The organism is Rhodococcus sp. 15-725-2-2b (assembly GCF_002259075.1).
Taxonomy (GTDB): Bacteria; Actinomycetota; Actinomycetes; order Mycobacteriales; family Mycobacteriaceae; genus Rhodococcoides.
Genome location: NZ_NPFL01000004.1, coordinates 382441 through 400822, shown reverse-complemented (window position 1 = coordinate 400822; position 18382 = coordinate 382441). Strand labels below are relative to the sequence as shown.

Here is an 18382-nt window from a genome sequence, read left to right as displayed (position 1 = left end):
TAGCGTCGATGGAATATGGCCCTTACAGGGTAGTCGGGTGCCATACCAGCTTCGACTACCGGATCAGGTCCCAGCCTTCGACGGACTCGGGTGACCGCGGTTCGGGGCCGGTGTAGAGGGCAGCGGGTCGGACGAGCTTGCCCAGGCGCTTCTGCTCCAGGATGTGCGCGCACCAGCCCGCGGTACGTCCACAGGTGAACATGGCGGGCATCATGTGCGCCGGTACCTCGGCGAAGTCGAGGATCACCGCGGCCCAGAATTCGACGTTGGTTTCGATGGCTCGATCGGGGCGGCGTTCGCGCAGTTCGGTCAGCGCCGCCTGCTCGAGTGCTGCGGCGACCTCGTAGCGCGGTGCGTTCAGTCTCTTCGCCGTGGCGCGCAGAACACGGGCGCGCGGGTCCTCGGCGCGGTAGACGCGGTGCCCGAAGCCCATGAGCTTCTCTTTGCGGTCCAGGATTCCGGTGATCAGAGCCCGTGCGTCGCCGGTCTTCTCGACCTCTTCGATCATCGGCAGGACGCGGGCGGGTGCACCGCCGTGCAGCGGTCCGGACATCGCACCGATGGCACCGGACAGGCAGGCGGCGACGTCTGCGCCGGTGGAGGCGATGACGCGTGCGGTGAACGTCGAGGCGTTCATGCCGTGCTCTGCAGCCGAGACCCAGTATGCGTCGATGGCGGCGACGTGAGCGGGATCCGGTTCGCCCTTCCACCGGACCATGAATCGCTCGGTGACGGTTGCGGCCTGATCGATGCGGGTCTGCGGAACTGCGGGCTGGTAGATACCGCGAGCGGACTGGGCGACGTAGGACAGGGCCATCACCGACGCGCGGGCGAGGTTGTCGCGAGCGGTGGAGTCGTCGATGTCGAGTATCGGCTGGTATCCCCAGATCGGAGCGAGCATCGCCAGACCCGCCTGGACGTCGACACGGACGTCGCCGGTGTGGATCGGCAGTGGGAAGGGTTCTGCCGGCGGGAGTCCTCGTCCGAACTCACCGTCGACGAGCAGGGCCCAGACATCACCGAACGTCACGTTCTGCGCGACGAGTTCCTCGATGTCGACGCCGCGGTAGCGCAATGCGCCGCCGTCCTTGTCGGGCTCGGCGATGTCGGAGGTGAACGCGACGACACCTTCGAGACCGGGGACGAAATCCTCGGGAACTCGTTGAACAGCCATGGCCTGTGGACTCCCTCGTCGCAACTGCACCCGGCTCTGCGCCGCATCCGGGCGTACTTCGTCAGAACCATAGCCGGGATCGACGCGGGAGTAGCGTCTGGGCTTGTGTCTGCAGATGAACAGCGCCTGGCGAACATGCGGGTGGACTACGGAGAGCCCGAGGACCTGGACGTCGATGCTCTGGCGGGCGGGTGGTGTTCGCTGGCGCAGCAGTGGTTGTCCGACGCGATGGCCGCGAATCTGCCCGAGCCCAACGCCATCGTGTTGGGGACGGTCGACGAGTCGGGTAGACCCGCCACCCGCACCGTGTTGTGCAAGGACTTCGACGCGTCCGGTGTGGTCTTCTACACCAACTACGACTCGGACAAGGGCCGTGCGCTCACCGCGACGCCGTATGCGTCGATCACGTTCCCGTGGATCGGAATTGCCCGCCAGCTCACCGTCCGCGGCCCGGTGGTCAAGGTCGATGCCGAGACCACCGAGGCGTATTGGCGCACGCGGCCCCGGGGCTCCCAGCTGGGGGCATGGGCGTCCGAGCAGTCGCGACCGGTCGGCTCGCGGGAGGATCTGGTTGCGCGACTGGCCGAGGTCACCGCGACGTTCGACGGAATCGACGTGCCGGTTCCGCCGAACTGGGGCGGTTTTCGCGTCGAGCCGGAGACGGTCGAGTTCTGGCAGGGCCGAACGAGCCGCATGCACAACCGAATTCGCCTGACGGTGGCAAGCGGTGTGATCGAGCGTCTGCAGCCGTGAGCCGATTGCGCGGCATTCTTGCCGATACGACTCCGCTGACGACTCCGGCCTACAAGCGGTTGTGGCTCGCGAACATCGTCACCGTCATCGGTGCCCAACTGTCCATTGTTGCTGTGCCGCAACAGGTTTTTCAGATCACGCTCAGCTCGGCCTACGTGGGCCTCACCGGTGTGTTCGCGTTGGTGCCGCTCATCGTCTTCGGCCTGTGGGGTGGAGCGTTGGCCGACGTGATGGACCGCCGCACCCTGTTGATGATCACCACCTGCGGCCTGATCGGTACGTCGGCGCTGTTCTGGTTGCAAGCGTTTCTCGACCTGAACAATGTGTGGATCATCCTGGTGCTGTTGGCCGTTCAGCAGGCATTCTTCGCGGTCAACCAGCCGACGCGCAGCGCGATTCTCCCGCGGATCCTGCCTGCCGAGCAGTTGCCCGCTGCGAATTCGCTGAACATGACGGTGATGAACTTCGGTGCCATCGCCGGACCGCTCAGCGCAGGCATCCTCATCTACTACATCGGACTCGAGACCCTCTATCTGATCGACACCGTCGCACTGTTCGCCACCCTGTGGGCGGTGATCCGGCTGCCGGGGATTCCGCCGGCGAAGTCGGGGCAGCGCGCCGGATTGCGTTCGGTGTTCGACGGTTTCGCCTACCTCGCGACGCAGAAGGTGCTGCTGGCCTCGTTCGTCGTCGACATCATCGCGATGGTGTTCGGTATGCCCCGCGCGCTGTTCCCGCAGATCGCGCACGAGAGCTTCGGCGATCCCGCGTCGGGCGGTCCGGTGCTCGGCATGCTGTTCGCCGCGATGTCCGCGGGCGCGGTGGTGGGAGGCGTGTTCTCCGGCTGGTTGCCCCGAGTACGCAGGCAGGGGCTGGCGGTGCTCATCTGCATCGTCGTGTGGGGCGCGGCGATGATCGGCTTCGGTCTGGCCGTCGGCGCGGCCACCGACGGGGCCACCACTGTCGCCCTGTGGTTCGCATTGGCGTTCCTGGCCCTCGGCGGTGGAGCCGACATGATCTCGGCGGCGTTCCGCAGCACGATGCTCCAACAGGTCGCAACCGACGAGATGCGCGGTCGACTGCAGGGTGTGTTCATCGTCGTCGTTGCGGGAGGTCCGCGCATCGGCGACGTACTGCACGGCGCAGCGGCCGCATCCGTCGGTACGGCGGCGGCTGCTGCCGGCGGCGGGGTTCTTGTCGTCATCGGCGTCTCGATCGCCGCGCTGGCTCTTCCTGCATTCATTCGGTATCGCGTGGGTGCGGTGGTGAAGAATGACTCTCATGGCTGACGCGCAGACGTACTCGTTGACGAGCGGCAAGTATCGGGCAGACATCGCTGCCGTCGGAGCGGGCCTTCGGGCGCTCGAATACGACGGCGCAGCGCTCACCGAGACGTGGGAGGCGGGCTCGAAGCCGCCGTTGTCGGCGGGGCTGGTGTTGGCCCCGTGGCCCAATCGGACGGCCGATGGGACGTTCACCTTCGAAGGCGTCGAGCATCGGATGGAGATCTCCGAGCCGGCTCGCAACAACGCCAGTCACGGATTCGTTCGACGCGTGGCGTGGACTCTCGTGGAGCACACCGACTCTCGCGTCGAGCAGAGCGTGGACATCGGAACGCATCAGGGTTGGCCGTTCTCGATCACGGTGACCGTGGTGCACGAGCTGTCGGAGGACGGTCTCACCGTCACCGCGTCGGCGAAGAACACCGGTGACTCGCCCGCGCCGTACGGGATGGGCTTTCACACCTTCGTCCGGGTGGGGGACGTGCCGCTCGACGAGTGCACCCTCGAGCTGTCCGCGGGAACCCGGCTGCCGCTCGATCCGGTACGCAATCTGCCCGTGGGCAACTCGGTGCCGACGGCCGATACCGAGTACGACTTCCGGCAGCCGAGAGCCCTGGAGGGCGTGCAGCTGGACACCCCGTTCAGCGCCTCGTTGCCCGAGGCCGACGGCCGAGCGAACCACGTACTGCGCGGCCCGGACGGCACTGCGACGGTGTTGTGGACCGACAGCAGCTTCGGATGGGTGCAGGTGTTCACTGCCGATCCCGCCAACGATCAGGCATATCCCGAGCGCGGCCGGGCGTTGGCGATCGAGCCGATGACGTGCCCGCCCGATGCGCTGAACTCCGAAATCGATCTGATCGTGCTCGATCCGGGACGAACCTGGTCCGGCACCTGGGGAATGAGGTACGAGAAGTGACCATTCTGGTGTGCGGCGAGGCGTTGGTCGATCTGGTCCCGGTGCACGAGGGGCCGCTGCTCTCGCCGAAACTCGGCGGCGGGCCGTTCAACGTCGCCGTCGCGATCGGTCGACTCGGTTCGCCCGTCGCGTATCTCTCCCGTATCTCCCGCGACCCGTTCGGCGAGCAGATCCTGGCGAGTCTGCGCGACGCGGGTGTGGACACCACGTGGGTGCAGCGCGGCGACGAGCCGACGACCTTGGCGATGACCACCCTCGCCGACGACGGCAGTGCCGAGTATTCGTTCTACGCCGACGGCACCGCCGATCGTCTCGTTGCCGATCCCGGCGATCTACCCGACGAGATCAGCGTGCTCTCGTTCGGCACGTTGTCACTGCTCTACGAACCCGGGGCGTCGATGTACGCGGGCCTGCTGCACCGCGCCCGGGCGGCGGGCAAGCTCACGATGCTCGACCCCAACATCCGGCCTGCCGCGATCGACAGCACCAGCGGAGACATCACCGCCGACGGGTTCCGCGACCGTTTCCGTTCGTGGTTGCCCAGCATCGACATCCTCAAGGTCTCCGAGGACGACTCGCATTGGTTGGGGCTCGGAACCCAGGGCACAACGGTGGACGACTGGCTCGCGTCGGGTGTCACCGCAGTGGTCATGACCCGCGGCGGCAACGGAATCTCGGTCTTCACCGCAGCCGAGGAGACGTCGGGTACAGGAATTGTCACAGCCGAGGAGATCTCGGTACCGGGAGTTGCGGTCGACGTCGTCGACACCATCGGCGCAGGTGACACCGTGCACGGGGCTCTGCTCAGCTTTCTGCAGAAGGAGAGCATTATCACATCGAACGCGGTGAAAGAGATGAGCAAGCAAGATTGGCGGGAAGCGCTCGATTTCGCCGCGAAAGCGGCGGCAATCACGGTTTCTCGACCCGGTGCCGACCCTCCGTGGGCGTCCGAGGCGTCGAGAGACTAGTTTCACTATCGACGTTAGAACTGTCCGCTTCAAGTACGTGTCCGTTACACGAGTTCGAGAGGGACCATTCGTGCCCGCTGAGAATGATGCCAAAGCCACCCTCACCTATCCCGGTGGCGAATACTCCATGTCGATTGCCGAGGCCTCCGAAGGCAACAACGGCATCGAGCTGGGAAAGTTGCTGGCCACCACCGGCTACACGACGTTGGACGGCGGGTTCGTCAACACCGCGTCGACCAAGTCGGCCATCACCTACATCGACGGTGACGCAGGCATCCTGCGCTACCGCGGATACCCGATCGAACAGCTTGCGGGCAAGTCGTCGTTCATCGAGGTCAGCTACCTGCTGATCTACGGGGAGCTACCGTCCGAGGCTCAGCTCGAGAAGTTCACCGACAAGATCCGTCGGCACACTCTGCTGCACGAGGACCTCAAGCGGTTCTTCGACGGGTTCCCGCGCAACGCTCACCCGATGCCGGTGCTGTCGAGTGCCGTCAACGCGCTGTCGGCGTACTACCAGGACTCGCTCGACCCCAACGACCCGGAGCAGGTCGAGCTGTCGACCATCCGTCTGCTGGCCAAGTTGCCGACCATCGCGGCGTACGCCTACAAGAAGTCCGTCGGTCAGCCGTTCCTGTACCCGGACAACTCGAAGAGCCTGGTCGAGAACTTCCTGCGCCTGACGTTCGGCTTCCCGGCCGAGCCGTACGAGGTGGATCCCGAGATCGTCAAGGCACTCGACATGCTGCTCATCCTGCATGCCGACCACGAGCAGAACTGCTCCACCTCGACGGTGCGACTCGTCGGATCCTCGCAGGCCAACCTGTTCACCTCGATCTCCGGCGGCATCAACGCGCTCTGGGGCCCGCTGCACGGCGGAGCCAACCAGGCCGTGCTCGAGATGCTGGACAAGATCAAGGCCGAGGGCGGCGACGCCACCGACTTCCTGCGTCGAGTCAAGAACAAGGAAGACGGCGTCAAGCTCATGGGCTTCGGGCACCGCGTGTACAAGAACTTCGATCCGCGCGCGACGCTGGTCAAGGAAACTGCGCACACGATCCTCGGCAAGCTCGGCAACGGCGACGAACTGCTCGAGATCGCTCTCAAGCTCGAGGAGACCGCGCTGACCGACGACTACTTCGTCGAGCGCAAGCTCTACCCCAACGTCGATTTCTACACCGGCCTGATCTACCGCGCGATGGGCTTCCCGCCGCGCATGTTCACGGTGTTGTTCGCGATGGGCCGTCTCCCGGGCTGGATCGCGCACTGGCGCGAGCAGAACGAGGACACGACCGGCAAGATCGGCCGTCCGCGCCAGATCTACACCGGCTACACCGAGCGCGACTACCAGGACGTCGGCTCCCGCTAGCTCCCGCTGTACTACGACGCCGCCGGCTCCCCTCGGGAGCCGGCGGCGTTGTCGTTGGTCCTGCCGAGTTCGCAGTTGTGCAGCCAAAATGGCTAGTTCCTCGATATAACTGCGAACTCGAAGTTAGGGACGAGATTCGGCGGTTCTTCGTCCCTGACTTCGAGTTCGCGGCCCCGTCAGGCGTCGAAGTGCTTGCGGTTCTCCAACACCGGCAGAGTCTTGCGTACGGCGTCGACCAGTCCTGTGTCGATGTCGATGGTCAGCATGCCCGGTGTCGCGTCGAGCTGACCGAGAATCTCGCCGGTGGGGGAGCAGACGATGCTGTGTCCCACGCCCAACGGCGCATTACCCTCGGCGGCAGCGGGTTCGGCTTGGTCGCAGGCTGCGATGAAGGTGGTCGAGTCCAACGCGCGTGCGCGAGCGAGCAGGGTCCATTGCTCGACCTTGCCGTCACCCGATCCCCACGACGCGGGAACCACGACGACCTCTGCTCCGAGGTCGCCGAGTTTCTGGAACAGCGAGGGGAATCGGATGTCGTAGCAGGTCGCGAAGCCCACTCGAACTCCGGCGATGTCCACCACGAGCGGATCCGAACCCGGTGCGACGGTATCGGATTCGGCGAATCCGAATGCGTCGAACAGGTGGATCTTGTCGTAGCTCGCGTCGATGCCGGGCCCGGTGACGAGCAGGGTGTTCGTCACCCTGTCGTCCGGGGCTGGAGTGAACATTCCGGCCACGACGGTGATGCCGGCGTCGGAGGCGATGGAGCGCACGGCGTTCGCCCACTCGCCGTCGAGAGGCTCCGCGATTTTCCTGATGGGTCCGCCGAAGCATCGCATGGTCGCCTCGGGGAACACGACGACGTCCGAACCGGCGTGTGCGGCGGCACGGGCGTGGGTGTCGACGAGTTCGAGGTTTTCGGTGGGGTGTTCGCCACTGGTGATCTGGGCCAGGCTGATGCGGATAGTCGAGCTCACGGTCTGACTCCTGGTTTCGTCGGGGGAAGACAGGTATACATATCGTATGCAACCACTGTCGGGGAGGGACAAGGCATATCTGTTCGTACGCGATCAGGTGTTGTCGTCACCGGCGGCCACCGGCACGTTTCTCAACGAACAGGAGCTCGCGACGCGTATCGGAGTGTCGCGGACACCGGTGCGTGAGGCGCTGCTGATGTTGCAGTCCGAGGGACTGGTCGAGATGGTGCCCAAGCGCGGCGCGCATGTGCCGGCCATGTCCGGACGGCAGATCGCCGAACTGATGGATCTGCGCGGCGTTCTCGAACGGCATGCGGCCACCCGTGCGCTGCGCGCCGGGGACGCTCCGATCGAGGCGATGCAGCATGCGCTCGAACAGCAGGAATTGCTGATGAACTCCGACAGTGCCGATGCGCCGAAGGAGTTCATCGACTGGGACGGGACCTTCCATCAGAGTTTGATCGATTCGGCGGGCAGCGATCTCCTCTCCCGCACTTACGCGGGTCTGCGTGCTCGGCAGCTGCGGGTCGGTCTGAGCGCTCTGTTCACCGCGGCCAACCGGCAGCACCGCGTGTGCGCCGAGCACCAGGCCATCATCGACGCACTGAGTGTCGGCGACGAGGGCCTGGTGCACGAGAAGATCGACGCTCACCTCGAGGTCACACTTCAGACTCTGCTGCGCGCGTAGCCTTTTCGTGTTCCTGATTCAGTAGCACGTAGTGCTCGTCCTCGGTGGGGTCGGGGTTGCGTCCCAGTGCCAGGCCGACCAGCGTCACCGCGCCGACGATGACGATGTATCCGGCGATCGGTACCCAACTGTCGGTCTTGTCGAGCAGGTACACGAAGATCAGCGGTGCCATCGCTCCACCGAACACTCCGGCGATCGTGTACGCCAACGAGCTGCCGGTCGAGCGGAGTCGAACGCTGAACTGCTCGGTGACGAAGGCGGCCTGCGGTCCGTACATGAACGAGTGGAACGCCAGGCCGACGACGACGCCGAGGATCAGCAGCGGTAGGGATCCACCGCCGATGACGAGGAAGAAGATCGCGCTCCAGGCAACGCCGCCCACGGCCGCGACGCCGTAGACCAGGCGTCGGTTGATGCGGTCGGAGACCGCTCCGGCCAGCGGGATCAAGCCGAGTTGGCAGGCCGATCCGACCAGAATTGCCGTCAACACCTCGCTGCGCTCGAAGCCCAGTTTCTGAGTTCCGTAGGTGATCGAGAAGACCGTGAACAGTGCGTAGATGACGTCGGGTGCGACGCGGGACATGATGCCTGCCACCAGTGGTCGCAGTTCCGTCTTGAACACTTCGCTGATCGGGGCTTCCGAGCGATCGCCGCTCTCCTGAAGTGCTTTGAACACCGGGGTGTCCTCGAGCTTCAAGCGGATCCACAGACCGAAACCGACGAGAACGGCCGAGAACAGGAATGCAACACGCCATCCCCAGGACTCGAACTGCTGGTCGGTGAGCGACAGGGTCAGGATTGCCAGTGCGCCGTTGGCGAGCAGGTTGCCCGCCGGTGGTCCGATCTGCGCTGCGGAGGACCAGAAGCCGCGCTTGCGGGGATCGCCGTATTCACTGGAGAGCAGAACGGCTCCGCCCCACTCGCCGCCGACGGCAACGCCCTGGCAGAAGCGCATGGTGACGAGGATGATCGGGGCCGCGATGCCGATGGTGTCGTATCCGGGGATCAAACCGATGGCGAACGTCGTGACGCCGATCAACAGCAGGGTGATGACGAGAAGTTGTTTTCGGCCGATGACGTCGCCGAGTCGCCCGAAGACGAATCCACCTACTGGACGGGCGATGTATCCGACCGCGTAGGTCGAGAAGGCAAGCAATGTGCCGGTCAGCGGATCGCTGTCGGGGAAGAAGACCAGCGGGAACACCAGCGCTGCTGCGGCCGAGTAGACGGCGAAGTCGTACCACTCCAACGCCGTTCCGGTCAGGCTGGCGGCAAAGGCCTTGGCCAGGCCTTTTCTATCCACCGAAACTGGTTCGGTCATGACGACTCCTTTATGTGCCTGGGATCACTCTATCCGTTGTACGTGCTCCATACTTGCTGTATACAAGACGTATGCGCAAGGCTTTGGGCGCATCGGAAACAATTAATTTACGAGGAGAGGGTCCTTACTGATGCTCACATTCACGTTGCCCGACGGCACGACCGAGTCGGTAGAAGTGACCGCGCTGCTCAATGCGGGCTATGCCGGTCGCAACCAGGAAGAGGTGGCGTCGCACATCGCAGAGTTGGCCGAACTGGGCGTGCCGGCTCCCACGGTTACCCCGGCGCTGTACCCCATCTCGCCGTATCTGGCGCAGCAGACCGATGCCGTCGCCGTTCAACACGGACGCACCTCGGGCGAGGCCGAATGGGCTCTGGTGATCCTGGGCGAGACCATCGACGACGTGCTGCTCACGGTCGCATGCGACCACACCGACCGTGACCTTGAAGTGCACAGCGTCGCATGGAGCAAGAACGCCGCTCCCGACGTGCTCGGTACCGGTGCGTGGCGGTTGAGCGAGGTGGCCGACCGACTGGACGAGATCACCTTGACCGGTTGGGCCGACGGAGTTCTCATCCAGTCCGGAACTCTCGGTGATCTTCTCGCTCCGCAGTACTGGCTCGACGTACTCACCGAGCGCGGTCTGTTCGCGCGTGGAACGGTCTTGATCTCGGGCACCATCTCGATGCATCACGGGGTGAATCAGTTCTCCGACGCGTGGAAGGTCGAGATGGCCGACCCCGCAACCGGCAACACGCTGACCTGCGAATACCAGACGAATTTGATGCCAGCTCCGATCGGTTGACCATCACGACGTAAAGTCGAGGTGGAATATGCCCAGAGCTTCACAGTCGGCGTCGGCGGGCCGGCATCAACCGCAGGAGACTTCAGTGACGAAGCCAGTGATCGAATTTCAGGCCGGACCAGCACCATTGGACCTGGTGACGGTCGACCTCGTCGAGGGTGACGGCGCAGAGGCAGTCGCAGGCGGCACCGTGGAGGTGCATTACGTCGGAGTCGAGTTCGATTCGGGCGAAGAGTTCGACTCGTCCTGGAACCGCGGCGAATCCATCCAGTTCCCGTTACGCGGACTCATTCAGGGTTGGCAGGACGGCATCCCCGGAATGAAGGTCGGCGGACGCCGTCAGCTCACCATTCCGCCGGAGCTCGCCTACGGCCCCGCCGGCGCAGGTCACCGCCTGTCCGGCAAGACGCTCGTGTTCGTCATCGACCTGCTCGACGTCAAATAACTGCACTCGAAGCACCAGCAGGTCAGGTGACGGCGCTGCGTACCCGCTCGGCCTCGCGGGTTGCCGAGGTGTTGGCCTTTCCCCCTCGGGAACCCGCGAGCTTGGCGGCAATGTGCTGGGCTACCGTCACCGGTTCGTACCGGGCCACGTCACCGGGCTCGATGCACGACGGCAACGGCGCGATCACCGCGTCGAGGTTGCCGTCGTGGAAGAAGGCGGCAGAGCGCCTGCGCTGAATCGTTCCGTCGGCGATCGGCGGACGCACGCGATGCAGCGTCGACACCCAGCGATCGTTGGTCAGTCGGGCCGTCAGATCACCCAGGTTCACCAGCATCGCTCCCTCGACGGGTTGCACGTCGTGCCACCGTCGGTCGATGCCGAGAACTTGCAGACCGGGCACTCGATCGGCCCACAGCACCGTCACCAATCCGTAGTCGGTGTGCTCGCTCATCCCGGTGAGCTCGGTGTCCGGCACACGCAGGCCGGGGTCCAGCGCGTAGTTGTTCATCCGCAGGGTGTCGAGCGAGCGATCGGTGATGTCGGAGAACACGGTCGGGGCCACACCGAGTGCGTCGGCGAACACGGTGGTCAGCGTCCGGGCCACGCGCGCTGCCTCGGCGAAGTACCGTTCGACGGCGCGCTGGAACCCCGCGCACTCGGGCCAGGTGTTCGCCTCGCCCGTCCCGACGTTGAAGGCCTCGAACCAGTCGTTCGTGCCCGACGCCGATTCGACTCCCAGGCTCAGGCTCAGCGATTCGCTCTTCGGAGCGGTGTACCCGCGGTTGCGTTCGGGTGGGCAGATGTAGGCCCGCTTCGCCGCCGGTTCGAGTCCGAAGAACGAATCCATCGCCGACGCCAGGCCGGTCACGGTGTCCTCGGGGATCCCGTGTCCGAGAATCTGCATGAAACCGACTGTGCTGCAGGCGTAATCGATGTCCGACGCGACGCTGCGCCGGGCGGTCCCGTCGGCCGCCGCGGTGGCACCGTCCAGAACGTACGGTGAGATGTCGATGGTGGGGACGAAGAAGTCCGACGACGTGTGCATGGGTACATGATCCTCGGATCGGATGGACCCGCAGGTTTCCCCCGCGTAAAGACTGCCGTACTTCAGCTGTCCTGCAGCTCCAGCACCAATCTCGCTCCGCCCAATGGACTGTCGGTGAACCAGGCCCGCCCGCCGTGCAATTGGGCTTGCTGAGCCACCAGCGCCAGGCCGAGCCCCGAGCCGCCCTTGGCCGCTCGGGTGCCGCGCTCGAATCGGCCGAAGACCGTCTCGCGTTCATCGAGGGGAACGCCGGATCCGTTGTCGTCGACCAGGACGCGTACCGTCGTGCCCTCGCGCTCGGCGGTGATGACGATCGACGTCGCGTCGCCGTGCCGAACGGCGTTCCCGATCACGTTGTCGACGGCCAGGCGAAGGCCGGTCGGCAGGGCGCGCATCGTGATCTCGCAGTCGGGGGCGGACTCGACCCGTATGTCGAGGCCCGGATGCAGTCGCTGCGCATCCTGGGCTGCGACGTCGCAGATGTCGATGATGTCGGTCTCGACTCTGTCGGCCTCGCTGGACAATTCACCCGACGCCAGTCGCTCCAAGGCTGTCAGCGTCGTCTCCACTCGTCCCTGTGTCCGTTCGAGGTCGCCCAGAATCTCCTGCTGCTGCGCGCGCTCGAGATCGAGGGTTCTGAGCACCTCGATGTCCGTGCGCATCGCGGTCAGCGGGGTGCGGAGCTCGTGCGCGGAGACGGCCGCGAAATCGCGGGCAGTGTCGAGCGCGGCATTGGTGCGTTCCTGAGCCTCGTTCAGCCTGGTCAGCATGCCCCCGATGGCGACGGCGAGTTCGTCGGCTTCGGTGACGCCCGTGCGGGTTTCGGGAGCGGTCGGTGGCTGGGCACTGACCTGACGGGTCAACGTCACCAGCGGTCTCACGGCCCGTCCACCGAAGAGCCAACCCAGGCCCGTCGACACGGCGATCGCGGCCAGTCCCAACAGGAGTACCTGCTTCTGTTGCTCGTCGGTCACTTGTTGAGCTTCGATGGCGGGCACACCGATCGAGATGGAGATGGACGAGACAACGGTCGATACTGCCGTGTAGACCCGGAACCGTTGACCGTCCACGTCGACGGTCTGGGATCCGGCCGCCAGCGCAGGCAGCCGCGTCGGGGTCGATGCGACCACGATGTCGCCACTGCGAATCGTGACGGCGAACGCTCCGGACAGCTGATCGATGAAGGCCTCCAACGTCGACGAGTTCGGGACCAGCACCTGCGAGGCCGTCGTCAGACGTTCGTCGAGCTGATTGACGTTGTTGCGGGAGATGGCGACCGAGGTGACCACCGCGAGGGCGGCCACCACCAGGGTGGCTCCGAGAGCGGTGGCCGCGGCCACTCGGGCGCGCAGCGAGAAGCTCATGGGGCGTCCCGGACGACGAAGCCGACCCCGCGGACCGTGTGCAGGATGCGCGGCGACCCGTCGGCCTCGAGTTTGCGTCGGAGATATCCGACGAACACGTCGACGACGTTGGTGTCGGCAACGAAGTCGTAGCCCCAGACCAGTTCGAGCAGTCGTTCACGTGTGAGAACGACGCCCTTGTTGCGAGCCAGGATCGCCAGCAACTCGAATTCGCGTTTGGTCAGGTCGATGTCGGCTCCGCCGCGGTGGACGCGATAGCCGGGGATGTCGACCACCAGGGTGCCGATCGCGACGGCCGAGTTCGGTGCGCCCGAATCTGCCACCGGCACAACCGGACCGGTGCCGCGACGACGCAGCATGGCTCGGATCCGAGCGACGAGCTCGGCCAACACGAACGGTTTGGTGAGGTAGTCGTCGGCACCGGATTCGAGTCCGGCGATGCGATCGTCGACCGAGCTGCGGGCACTGAGTACGCAGATCGGGATGTCGTTTCCCATGGCGCGCAACGCGGTCACCACGCTGGCACCGTCGAGCACCGGCATGTTGATGTCGAGCACGATGGCGTGGGGCATCGATCGCGACACGACGCCGAGCGCCTCCGCGCCGTCCGACGCGGTGATGACGGTGAAACCGGACAGGCGCAGGCCGCGTTGCAGTGACGACAACACGTCTGCGTCGTCGTCGACGACGAGAACGGTGGCGGGGGTGCTCGGCGATTCGGTCACCGGACCAATGCTATGCAACCCAGCTGTCGACGGTGGTGCGGCGTTCCTCGGGCGTCTTGGCGAAGAAGTCCTCGAGGGCACTGCGGCGTCCGGTGTCGGCATCGAGCGACCAGGCCAGTGCGGGTGCCTTTGCGTAGAGCTGCTCGTAGTACTTCTCGAAGGTGCAGGTGCTGTCGATCAGGGAGAGTGCACCGGGGAAGGGGCGTGTGTTCGTCATGATGTTCTCCTTGTCTGTTCGGTATATCCCAAGCTAGAGGTCGTTGTTGCGGCCTTGGTGAGTCGTGGTTGGCGGTTCTCTGAGAATCGAAGGGTCGAGCCGGGGATTGCTCGGGACCGCGGTGGGTAAGACTGAAAGCATGTCGATCGTCTGGTTTCGCCGTGATCTCCGTCTGGGGGATCTGCCCACCCTCACCGCCGCTGCCGAGTCGGGAGACCCGGTGCTCGGGCTCTTCGTGCTCGACGATCGGCTGCTGAAGCCGTCCGGCGGACCGCGCAAGGATTTTCTGTTCCGGTCGCTCGAGGCACTCGACGAGCAACTCGACGGCCGGTTGATGGTCGTCCACGGTGACCCCGAGACGGTGGTCCCGAAGGTGGCGAAGGCGATCGGCACCGAGGACGTGCACATCAGCGCCGACTACGGTCCGTACGGGCGTGAGCGAGACAAGCGTGTGGGCGAGAAGGTGACTCTGGTCGAGACCGGGTCTCCGTACGCGGTCGCCCCCGGGCGGATCGTCAAGAACGACGGGGAGCCGTACAAGGTGTTCACGCCGTACTCGCGCCAGTGGCTGGAACACGGGTGGCGCGGTCCGGCGGACACATCGGCCGACTCCGTCGACTGGATCGACCCGGACGAGGTGAAAGGTGTTCGGCGAGTGAAGATTCCCTCCGAGAAGGATTCATCCGACGCGGCGGCGGGTGAGGCAGCTGCGTCGAAGCAGTGGAAGGAATTCCTCGACGAGGTCTCGGCGTACGACGACGAGCGCAACCGTCCCGATCTCGACTCGACGAGCCGGATGTCGGTGCATCTGAAGTACGGAACCATTCATCCACGGACGATGTTGGCCGACCTGGGAAAGCTCCGCAGCGAGGGTGCGGCGTCGTACCGCAGACAGATCTGCTGGCGAGACTTCTACGCCGACATCCTCTTTCAGCGACCCGACAGTGCCAGGGAGAACTACGTCAAGAAGTTCGACGCCATCGAACTGGACTCGGGCAAGCACGCCGACGAGTTGTTCGACGCCTGGTGCAAGGGCGAAACGGGCTTTCCGATTGTCGATGCCGGTATGCGGCAGCTGAACTCCGAGAAGTGGATGCACAATCGAGTGCGGATGATCGTGGCGTCGTTCCTCGTCAAGGATTTGCATCTGCCGTGGTGGCGGGGAGCGCGCTACTTCATGCAGCACCTCGTCGACGGCGATCTGGCCAACAATCAGCACGGGTGGCAATGGACCGCCGGGACCGGTACCGACGCCTCGCCGTACTTTCGTGTGTTCAACCCGATCACTCAGGGCGAGAAGTTCGACCCCACCGGGGACTACGTCCGACGCTGGGTGCCGGAGCTGCGCGGCGAAGAAGGAAAAGCCGTGCACACGTTGAAGTTCGGTCGACCCAAGGACTACGTGGATCCGATCGTCGACCACAAGCACGAGCGTGAGGTGGCGATCGCCCGCTTCAAGGCGATCTAGCGCGGGAGCGGAGCCTGCGAAGTGACCCCTATCTCTTGCGGGACAACCCGACGCCCACCAGGCAGATCACTCCACCGACCACGGCGAGGTAATGCGGCACCTCACCCAACAGGAGCCAGGCCAGCGTGATCGTGATCGGTGGCACGGCGTACGTGGTGATTCCGAGCTTGCCGGCGTTCATCCGCGTCAGCGCATAGGCCCAGGTGCTGAAGGCCAGTGCCGTCGGGACCAGCCCGAGGTAGATCAATCCGCCGGTGGCACCGGCCGAGGCGGCCCCGAGGTCGTCGAGCAGCGCCGGTGCGAAGGGCAGCGTGCACGCCGCGCCGATGGTGCATGCCATCCACGTCACCTGAAGTCCGGGGATTGTGCGCAGCACCGGCTTCTGGCTCAGCACTCCGATGGCGTAGGTCACCGCGGACACCAGGCACAGAGCGATGCCGAGGAAATCGGCGTCGGTCTTGGTGGTCGACGTCGTGGTCACCGCCGTGACGACACCGACCATGACCGCGCCGGCGAACGCTATGCCCGCACCGATCACCAACCACTTCGGAAAGCCCTCGCCCAGAAGCAGACCCGCGAACAGGGCGACCAGAATCGGACCGATCTGAATGATCATCGACGTCGTACCGGCATCGACGCGTTGCTCGGCGGCATTGAGGGCGACGTTGTAGATGCCGAACCAGAACACGCCGATACTGACGATCTGCAGCCATTGGGTGCGGTTGGGCCTGACCCACTGTCTTCTGGCCACAACTATCGCGCCGAGTGCCACAGATCCGATCAGCAGCCGACCCAGCGCGAGCGGGCCCGCCCCGAAGGATTCGCCGACGCCGCGAATCGCGACGAAGGCCGAGGCCCACGAGATCACCGTGACGGTGACTGCACCGAGGGCGAGCCAATCGACGGCGGGACGGGTGTCGAGATCTGTCATGAGCACGACGCTATCTCGCGCGAACGACCCCTGGCGCGCGGGTTTCGGCCATCGTTGCGCGAATTGGTGCCGCCTATCTGCCGAGCAACTTCTCCAGCGCATCGAGTACGGCGGGATCCTCGATGGTCGACGGCACGCCGTACTCCTCGCCGGCGACGATCTGCCGCATCGTCTTCCGCAGGATCTTGCCCGAGCGGGTCTTCGGTAGGGCACCGACGATCGTCACGTCCCGGAACGTCGCGAGTGCACCGATCTGATCGCGGACCATGGCCACCAGTTCGGTACGCAGCTGATCCTCGGTGATGGTCTCCCCGGCCTTGAGCACCACGTAGCCGCTGGGGCGCTGGCCTTTGAGGTCGTCGTGGATTCCGATGACGGCGCATTCGGCGACGGCGGGGTGACCGGCCAGCACGGCCTCCATCGACCCGGTGGACAGGCGGTGGCCGGCCACGTTGATGACGTCGTCACTGCGGCCCAGCACGTAGACGTACCCGTCGGCGTCGATGTACCCGGAATCGCCGGTGAGGTAGTAGCCCGGGAACGTGTCGAGATACGAACGCTGGAACCGTGATTCGTCGTTCCAGAGTCCCACCAGCGCGCCCGGTGGCAGTGGCAGCTGCACGACGATGTTGCCCTCGGTGCCTGCGTCCACCGGCGCACCGGCCGCGTCGAGGATACCGACCTGGAATCCCGGCACCGGTACCGTCGGTGATCCGGGTTTGATCGGAAGTGGTTCGAGGCCACGAAGATTGGCGCAGATCGCCCAGCCGGTTTCGGTCTGCCACCAGTGGTCGACGACGGGGCGGTCCAGGGTTCGCGAAATCCACTCGTAGGTATCGGGATCGAGGCGTTCACCGGCGACGAACAGTGTCTCGAGCGACGAGGTGTCGTACTTCTCGAGCTCGGCGGCGTGTGGGTCGACCTTCCGGATGGCACGCAAGGCCGTCGGCGCGGTGAACAACGCGCGGACGCCGTGATCCTGGATCACCCGCCAGAACGCGCCTGCATCGGGAGTTCCGACGGGTTTGCCCTCGTAGAGAACCGTTGTGGCACCTGCGAACAGCGGTCCGTAGACGATGTAGGAGTGTCCGACGACCCAGCCGACATCGGACGCCGTCCACATCACCTGACCGGCACCGACGTCGTAGATGTTGCGCATCGACCACGTCAGCGCAACGGCATGACCGCCGTTGTCGCGCACCACACCCTTGGGCTTACCGGTCGTGCCCGAGGTGTAGAGGATGTACAGCGGATCCGTCGCCTGCACCGAAACCGGTTGGGCGGCGGGGGCGTCGGCGATGAGGGTGTCCCAGTCCAGCCAGTCGTGGCTGCCTGCGATGCCGTCGCGGGCCTTGACGATCACCGCGGGGACGGTCGCCGTCGTGAGAGTCAGGGCGCGCTGCACCAAGGGGAGGTATTCGACGACTCGACCAGGCTCGAACCCGCCGGCGGCAGTGATCAGCAGGACCGGCTCGGCGTCGTCGATTCTCGCCGCCAGCTCTTTGGCCGCGAAGCCGCCGAACACCACCGAGTGCACCGCGCCGAGCCTGGCGCACGCGAGCATGGCGATCACTGCCTCGGGAATCATCGGCAGGTAGATCACCACGCGGTCGCCGGGGGAGACGCCGTTGCTGCTCAACACCCCGGCGAAACGAGCGACCCGATCGAGCAGTTCGGCGTAGGTGTAGCTGCGGGTTTGTCCGAGCATCGCCGAGTCGTAGATCAATGCGGTCCGGTCGCCGTGCCCGGCGTCGACATGTCGGTCGAGGGCATTGAAACAGGTGTTCAGGCGGGCACCGGGAAACCAGTGCGAGCCGTCGAACGCGGTGGTCGGTGGGGTGTCCCAGTCGACGTCTGCCGCCGCAGACAGCCAGAATTGCTCCCGGTTGTCGACGCTGTCTCCGAAGGCCTGCCGATACTCGCCACTCAT

The 18382-nt window shown here is 65.2% G+C and carries 18 protein-coding genes; 9 read left to right on the top strand and 9 right to left on the bottom strand.

The features are described 5' to 3' along the window. Positions 1 to 55: 55 nt before the first annotated feature. A complete protein-coding gene (locus tag CH306_RS03660; RefSeq protein ID WP_032395838.1) occupies positions 56 to 1174 on the bottom strand; it encodes a citrate synthase 2 in 1119 nt (372 codons plus the stop codon). Between the two features lie 135 nt (positions 1175 to 1309). Between CH306_RS03660 and pdxH the strand changes: the two genes are divergently transcribed. The 5 genes from pdxH (at position 1310) to CH306_RS03635 (ending at position 6466) form a co-directional block, all read left to right on the top strand. After that, positions 1310 to 1927: a pyridoxamine 5'-phosphate oxidase gene (gene pdxH / locus CH306_RS03655; RefSeq protein ID WP_143545350.1), complete on the top strand. Its 618-nt coding sequence runs from the start codon at positions 1310 to 1312 to the stop codon at positions 1925 to 1927. After that, a complete protein-coding gene (locus tag CH306_RS03650; RefSeq protein ID WP_094645691.1) occupies positions 1924 to 3216 on the top strand; it encodes an MFS transporter in 1293 nt (430 codons plus the stop codon). The genes pdxH and CH306_RS03650 overlap by 4 nt, the downstream gene beginning before the upstream one ends. Continuing rightward, positions 3200 to 4129 carry an aldose 1-epimerase family protein gene (locus CH306_RS03645; RefSeq protein ID WP_094645690.1) on the top strand — a complete coding sequence of 310 codons (930 nt, stop codon included), beginning with the start codon at positions 3200 to 3202 and terminating at the stop codon, positions 4127 to 4129. Before CH306_RS03650 ends, CH306_RS03645 begins: the two co-directional genes overlap by 17 nt. After that, positions 4126 to 5097, top strand: coding sequence for a carbohydrate kinase family protein (locus tag CH306_RS03640; RefSeq protein WP_094645689.1), 972 nt, complete (start codon positions 4126 to 4128; stop codon positions 5095 to 5097). The genes CH306_RS03645 and CH306_RS03640 overlap by 4 nt, the downstream gene beginning before the upstream one ends. A gap of 70 nt (positions 5098 to 5167) precedes the next feature. Further along, positions 5168 to 6466 (top strand): citrate synthase, encoded by a 1299-nt coding sequence (locus tag CH306_RS03635; RefSeq protein WP_032395834.1) that lies wholly within the window; start codon positions 5168 to 5170, stop codon positions 6464 to 6466. 176 nt (positions 6467 to 6642) lie between these two features. Here the strand turns inward: CH306_RS03635 and CH306_RS03630 are convergent, their stop codons facing one another. Beyond that, positions 6643 to 7443, bottom strand: coding sequence for a carbon-nitrogen hydrolase family protein (locus CH306_RS03630; protein ID WP_256981021.1), 801 nt, complete (start codon positions 7441 to 7443; stop codon positions 6643 to 6645). A 46-nt stretch (positions 7444 to 7489) separates the two neighbouring features. Here CH306_RS03630 and CH306_RS03625 point away from each other — a divergent pair, with 46 nt between their 5' ends. After that, positions 7490 to 8131, top strand: a complete 642-nt coding sequence (locus tag CH306_RS03625; protein ID WP_094645688.1) for a GntR family transcriptional regulator — start codon at positions 7490 to 7492, stop codon at positions 8129 to 8131. On the opposite strand, the gene CH306_RS03620 is transcribed toward CH306_RS03625, so the two are convergent. Further along, positions 8103 to 9452 carry an MFS transporter gene (locus CH306_RS03620; RefSeq protein WP_032395832.1) on the bottom strand — a complete coding sequence of 450 codons (1350 nt, stop codon included), beginning with the start codon at positions 9450 to 9452 and terminating at the stop codon, positions 8103 to 8105. The two genes, CH306_RS03625 and CH306_RS03620, sit on opposite strands and share 29 nt — an antisense overlap. Before the next feature lie 130 nt (positions 9453 to 9582). On the opposite strand from CH306_RS03620, the gene CH306_RS03615 reads away from it, so the two are divergent. Continuing rightward, positions 9583 to 10257 carry a DUF2848 domain-containing protein gene (locus tag CH306_RS03615; RefSeq protein WP_045196591.1) on the top strand — a complete coding sequence of 225 codons (675 nt, stop codon included), beginning with the start codon at positions 9583 to 9585 and terminating at the stop codon, positions 10255 to 10257. Positions 10258 to 10342: 85 nt separating this feature from the next. Continuing rightward, a complete protein-coding gene (locus CH306_RS03610) occupies positions 10343 to 10702 on the top strand; it encodes an FKBP-type peptidyl-prolyl cis-trans isomerase (protein WP_032377394.1) in 360 nt (119 codons plus the stop codon). 22 nt (positions 10703 to 10724) lie between these two features. Here the strand turns inward: CH306_RS03610 and CH306_RS03605 are convergent, their stop codons facing one another. The 4 genes from CH306_RS03605 to CH306_RS03590 all read right to left on the bottom strand — a co-directional run bounded on the left by CH306_RS03605 (position 10725) and on the right by CH306_RS03590 (position 14053). Further along, on the bottom strand, positions 10725 to 11747 hold the full coding sequence (locus CH306_RS03605) for an isopenicillin N synthase family dioxygenase (protein WP_094645686.1): 1023 nt from the start codon (positions 11745 to 11747) through the stop codon (positions 10725 to 10727). Between the two features lie 62 nt (positions 11748 to 11809). Further along, positions 11810 to 13111 carry a sensor histidine kinase gene (locus CH306_RS03600; RefSeq protein WP_179272723.1) on the bottom strand — a complete coding sequence of 434 codons (1302 nt, stop codon included), beginning with the start codon at positions 13109 to 13111 and terminating at the stop codon, positions 11810 to 11812. Next, positions 13108 to 13836: a response regulator transcription factor gene (locus CH306_RS03595; protein WP_045196584.1), complete on the bottom strand. Its 729-nt coding sequence runs from the start codon at positions 13834 to 13836 to the stop codon at positions 13108 to 13110. Before CH306_RS03595 ends, CH306_RS03600 begins: the two co-directional genes overlap by 4 nt. Positions 13837 to 13846: 10 nt before the next feature. Continuing rightward, positions 13847 to 14053, bottom strand: coding sequence for a hypothetical protein (locus CH306_RS03590; RefSeq protein ID WP_032395828.1), 207 nt, complete (start codon positions 14051 to 14053; stop codon positions 13847 to 13849). Positions 14054 to 14192: 139 nt separating this feature from the next. On the opposite strand from CH306_RS03590, the gene CH306_RS03585 reads away from it, so the two are divergent. Beyond that, complete coding sequence (locus tag CH306_RS03585; RefSeq protein ID WP_094645829.1) at positions 14193 to 15521, top strand: cryptochrome/photolyase family protein; 1329 nt, start codon at positions 14193 to 14195, stop codon at positions 15519 to 15521. Positions 15522 to 15549: 28 nt separating this feature from the next. Here the strand turns inward: CH306_RS03585 and CH306_RS03580 are convergent, their stop codons facing one another. Both CH306_RS03580 and CH306_RS03575 read right to left on the bottom strand, forming a co-directional pair. Then, complete coding sequence (locus tag CH306_RS03580) at positions 15550 to 16452, bottom strand: DMT family transporter (RefSeq protein WP_094645828.1); 903 nt, start codon at positions 16450 to 16452, stop codon at positions 15550 to 15552. Between the two features lie 73 nt (positions 16453 to 16525). After that, positions 16526 to 18382 carry a propionyl-CoA synthetase gene (locus CH306_RS03575; RefSeq protein WP_094645685.1) on the bottom strand — a complete coding sequence of 619 codons (1857 nt, stop codon included), beginning with the start codon at positions 18380 to 18382 and terminating at the stop codon, positions 16526 to 16528.

What these genes read in the sequence shown, in the direction of transcription:
- CH306_RS03660 (WP_032395838.1), bottom strand. Translation starts at nt 1,174, where the DNA reads ATGGCTGTTCAACGAGTTCCCGAGGATTTCGTCCCCGGTCTCGAAGGT.
- pdxH (WP_143545350.1), top strand. Translation starts at nt 1,310, where the DNA reads ATGCGGGTGGACTACGGAGAGCCCGAGGACCTGGACGTCGATGCTCTG.
- CH306_RS03645 (WP_094645690.1), top strand. Translation starts at nt 3,200, where the DNA reads ATGACTCTCATGGCTGACGCGCAGACGTACTCGTTGACGAGCGGCAAG.
- CH306_RS03625 (WP_094645688.1), top strand. Translation starts at nt 7,490, where the DNA reads ATGCAACCACTGTCGGGGAGGGACAAGGCATATCTGTTCGTACGCGAT.
- CH306_RS03620 (WP_032395832.1), bottom strand. Translation starts at nt 9,452, where the DNA reads ATGACCGAACCAGTTTCGGTGGATAGAAAAGGCCTGGCCAAGGCCTTT.
- CH306_RS03615 (WP_045196591.1), top strand. Translation starts at nt 9,583, where the DNA reads ATGCTCACATTCACGTTGCCCGACGGCACGACCGAGTCGGTAGAAGTG.
- CH306_RS03605 (WP_094645686.1), bottom strand. Translation starts at nt 11,747, where the DNA reads ATGCACACGTCGTCGGACTTCTTCGTCCCCACCATCGACATCTCACCG.
- CH306_RS03600 (WP_179272723.1), bottom strand. Translation starts at nt 13,111, where the DNA reads ATGAGCTTCTCGCTGCGCGCCCGAGTGGCCGCGGCCACCGCTCTCGGA.
- CH306_RS03590 (WP_032395828.1), bottom strand. Translation starts at nt 14,053, where the DNA reads ATGACGAACACACGCCCCTTCCCCGGTGCACTCTCCCTGATCGACAGC.
- CH306_RS03585 (WP_094645829.1), top strand. Translation starts at nt 14,193, where the DNA reads ATGTCGATCGTCTGGTTTCGCCGTGATCTCCGTCTGGGGGATCTGCCC.
- CH306_RS03580 (WP_094645828.1), bottom strand. Translation starts at nt 16,452, where the DNA reads ATGACAGATCTCGACACCCGTCCCGCCGTCGATTGGCTCGCCCTCGGT.
- CH306_RS03575 (WP_094645685.1), bottom strand. Translation starts at nt 18,382, where the DNA reads ATGAGTGGCGAGTATCGGCAGGCCTTCGGAGACAGCGTCGACAACCGG.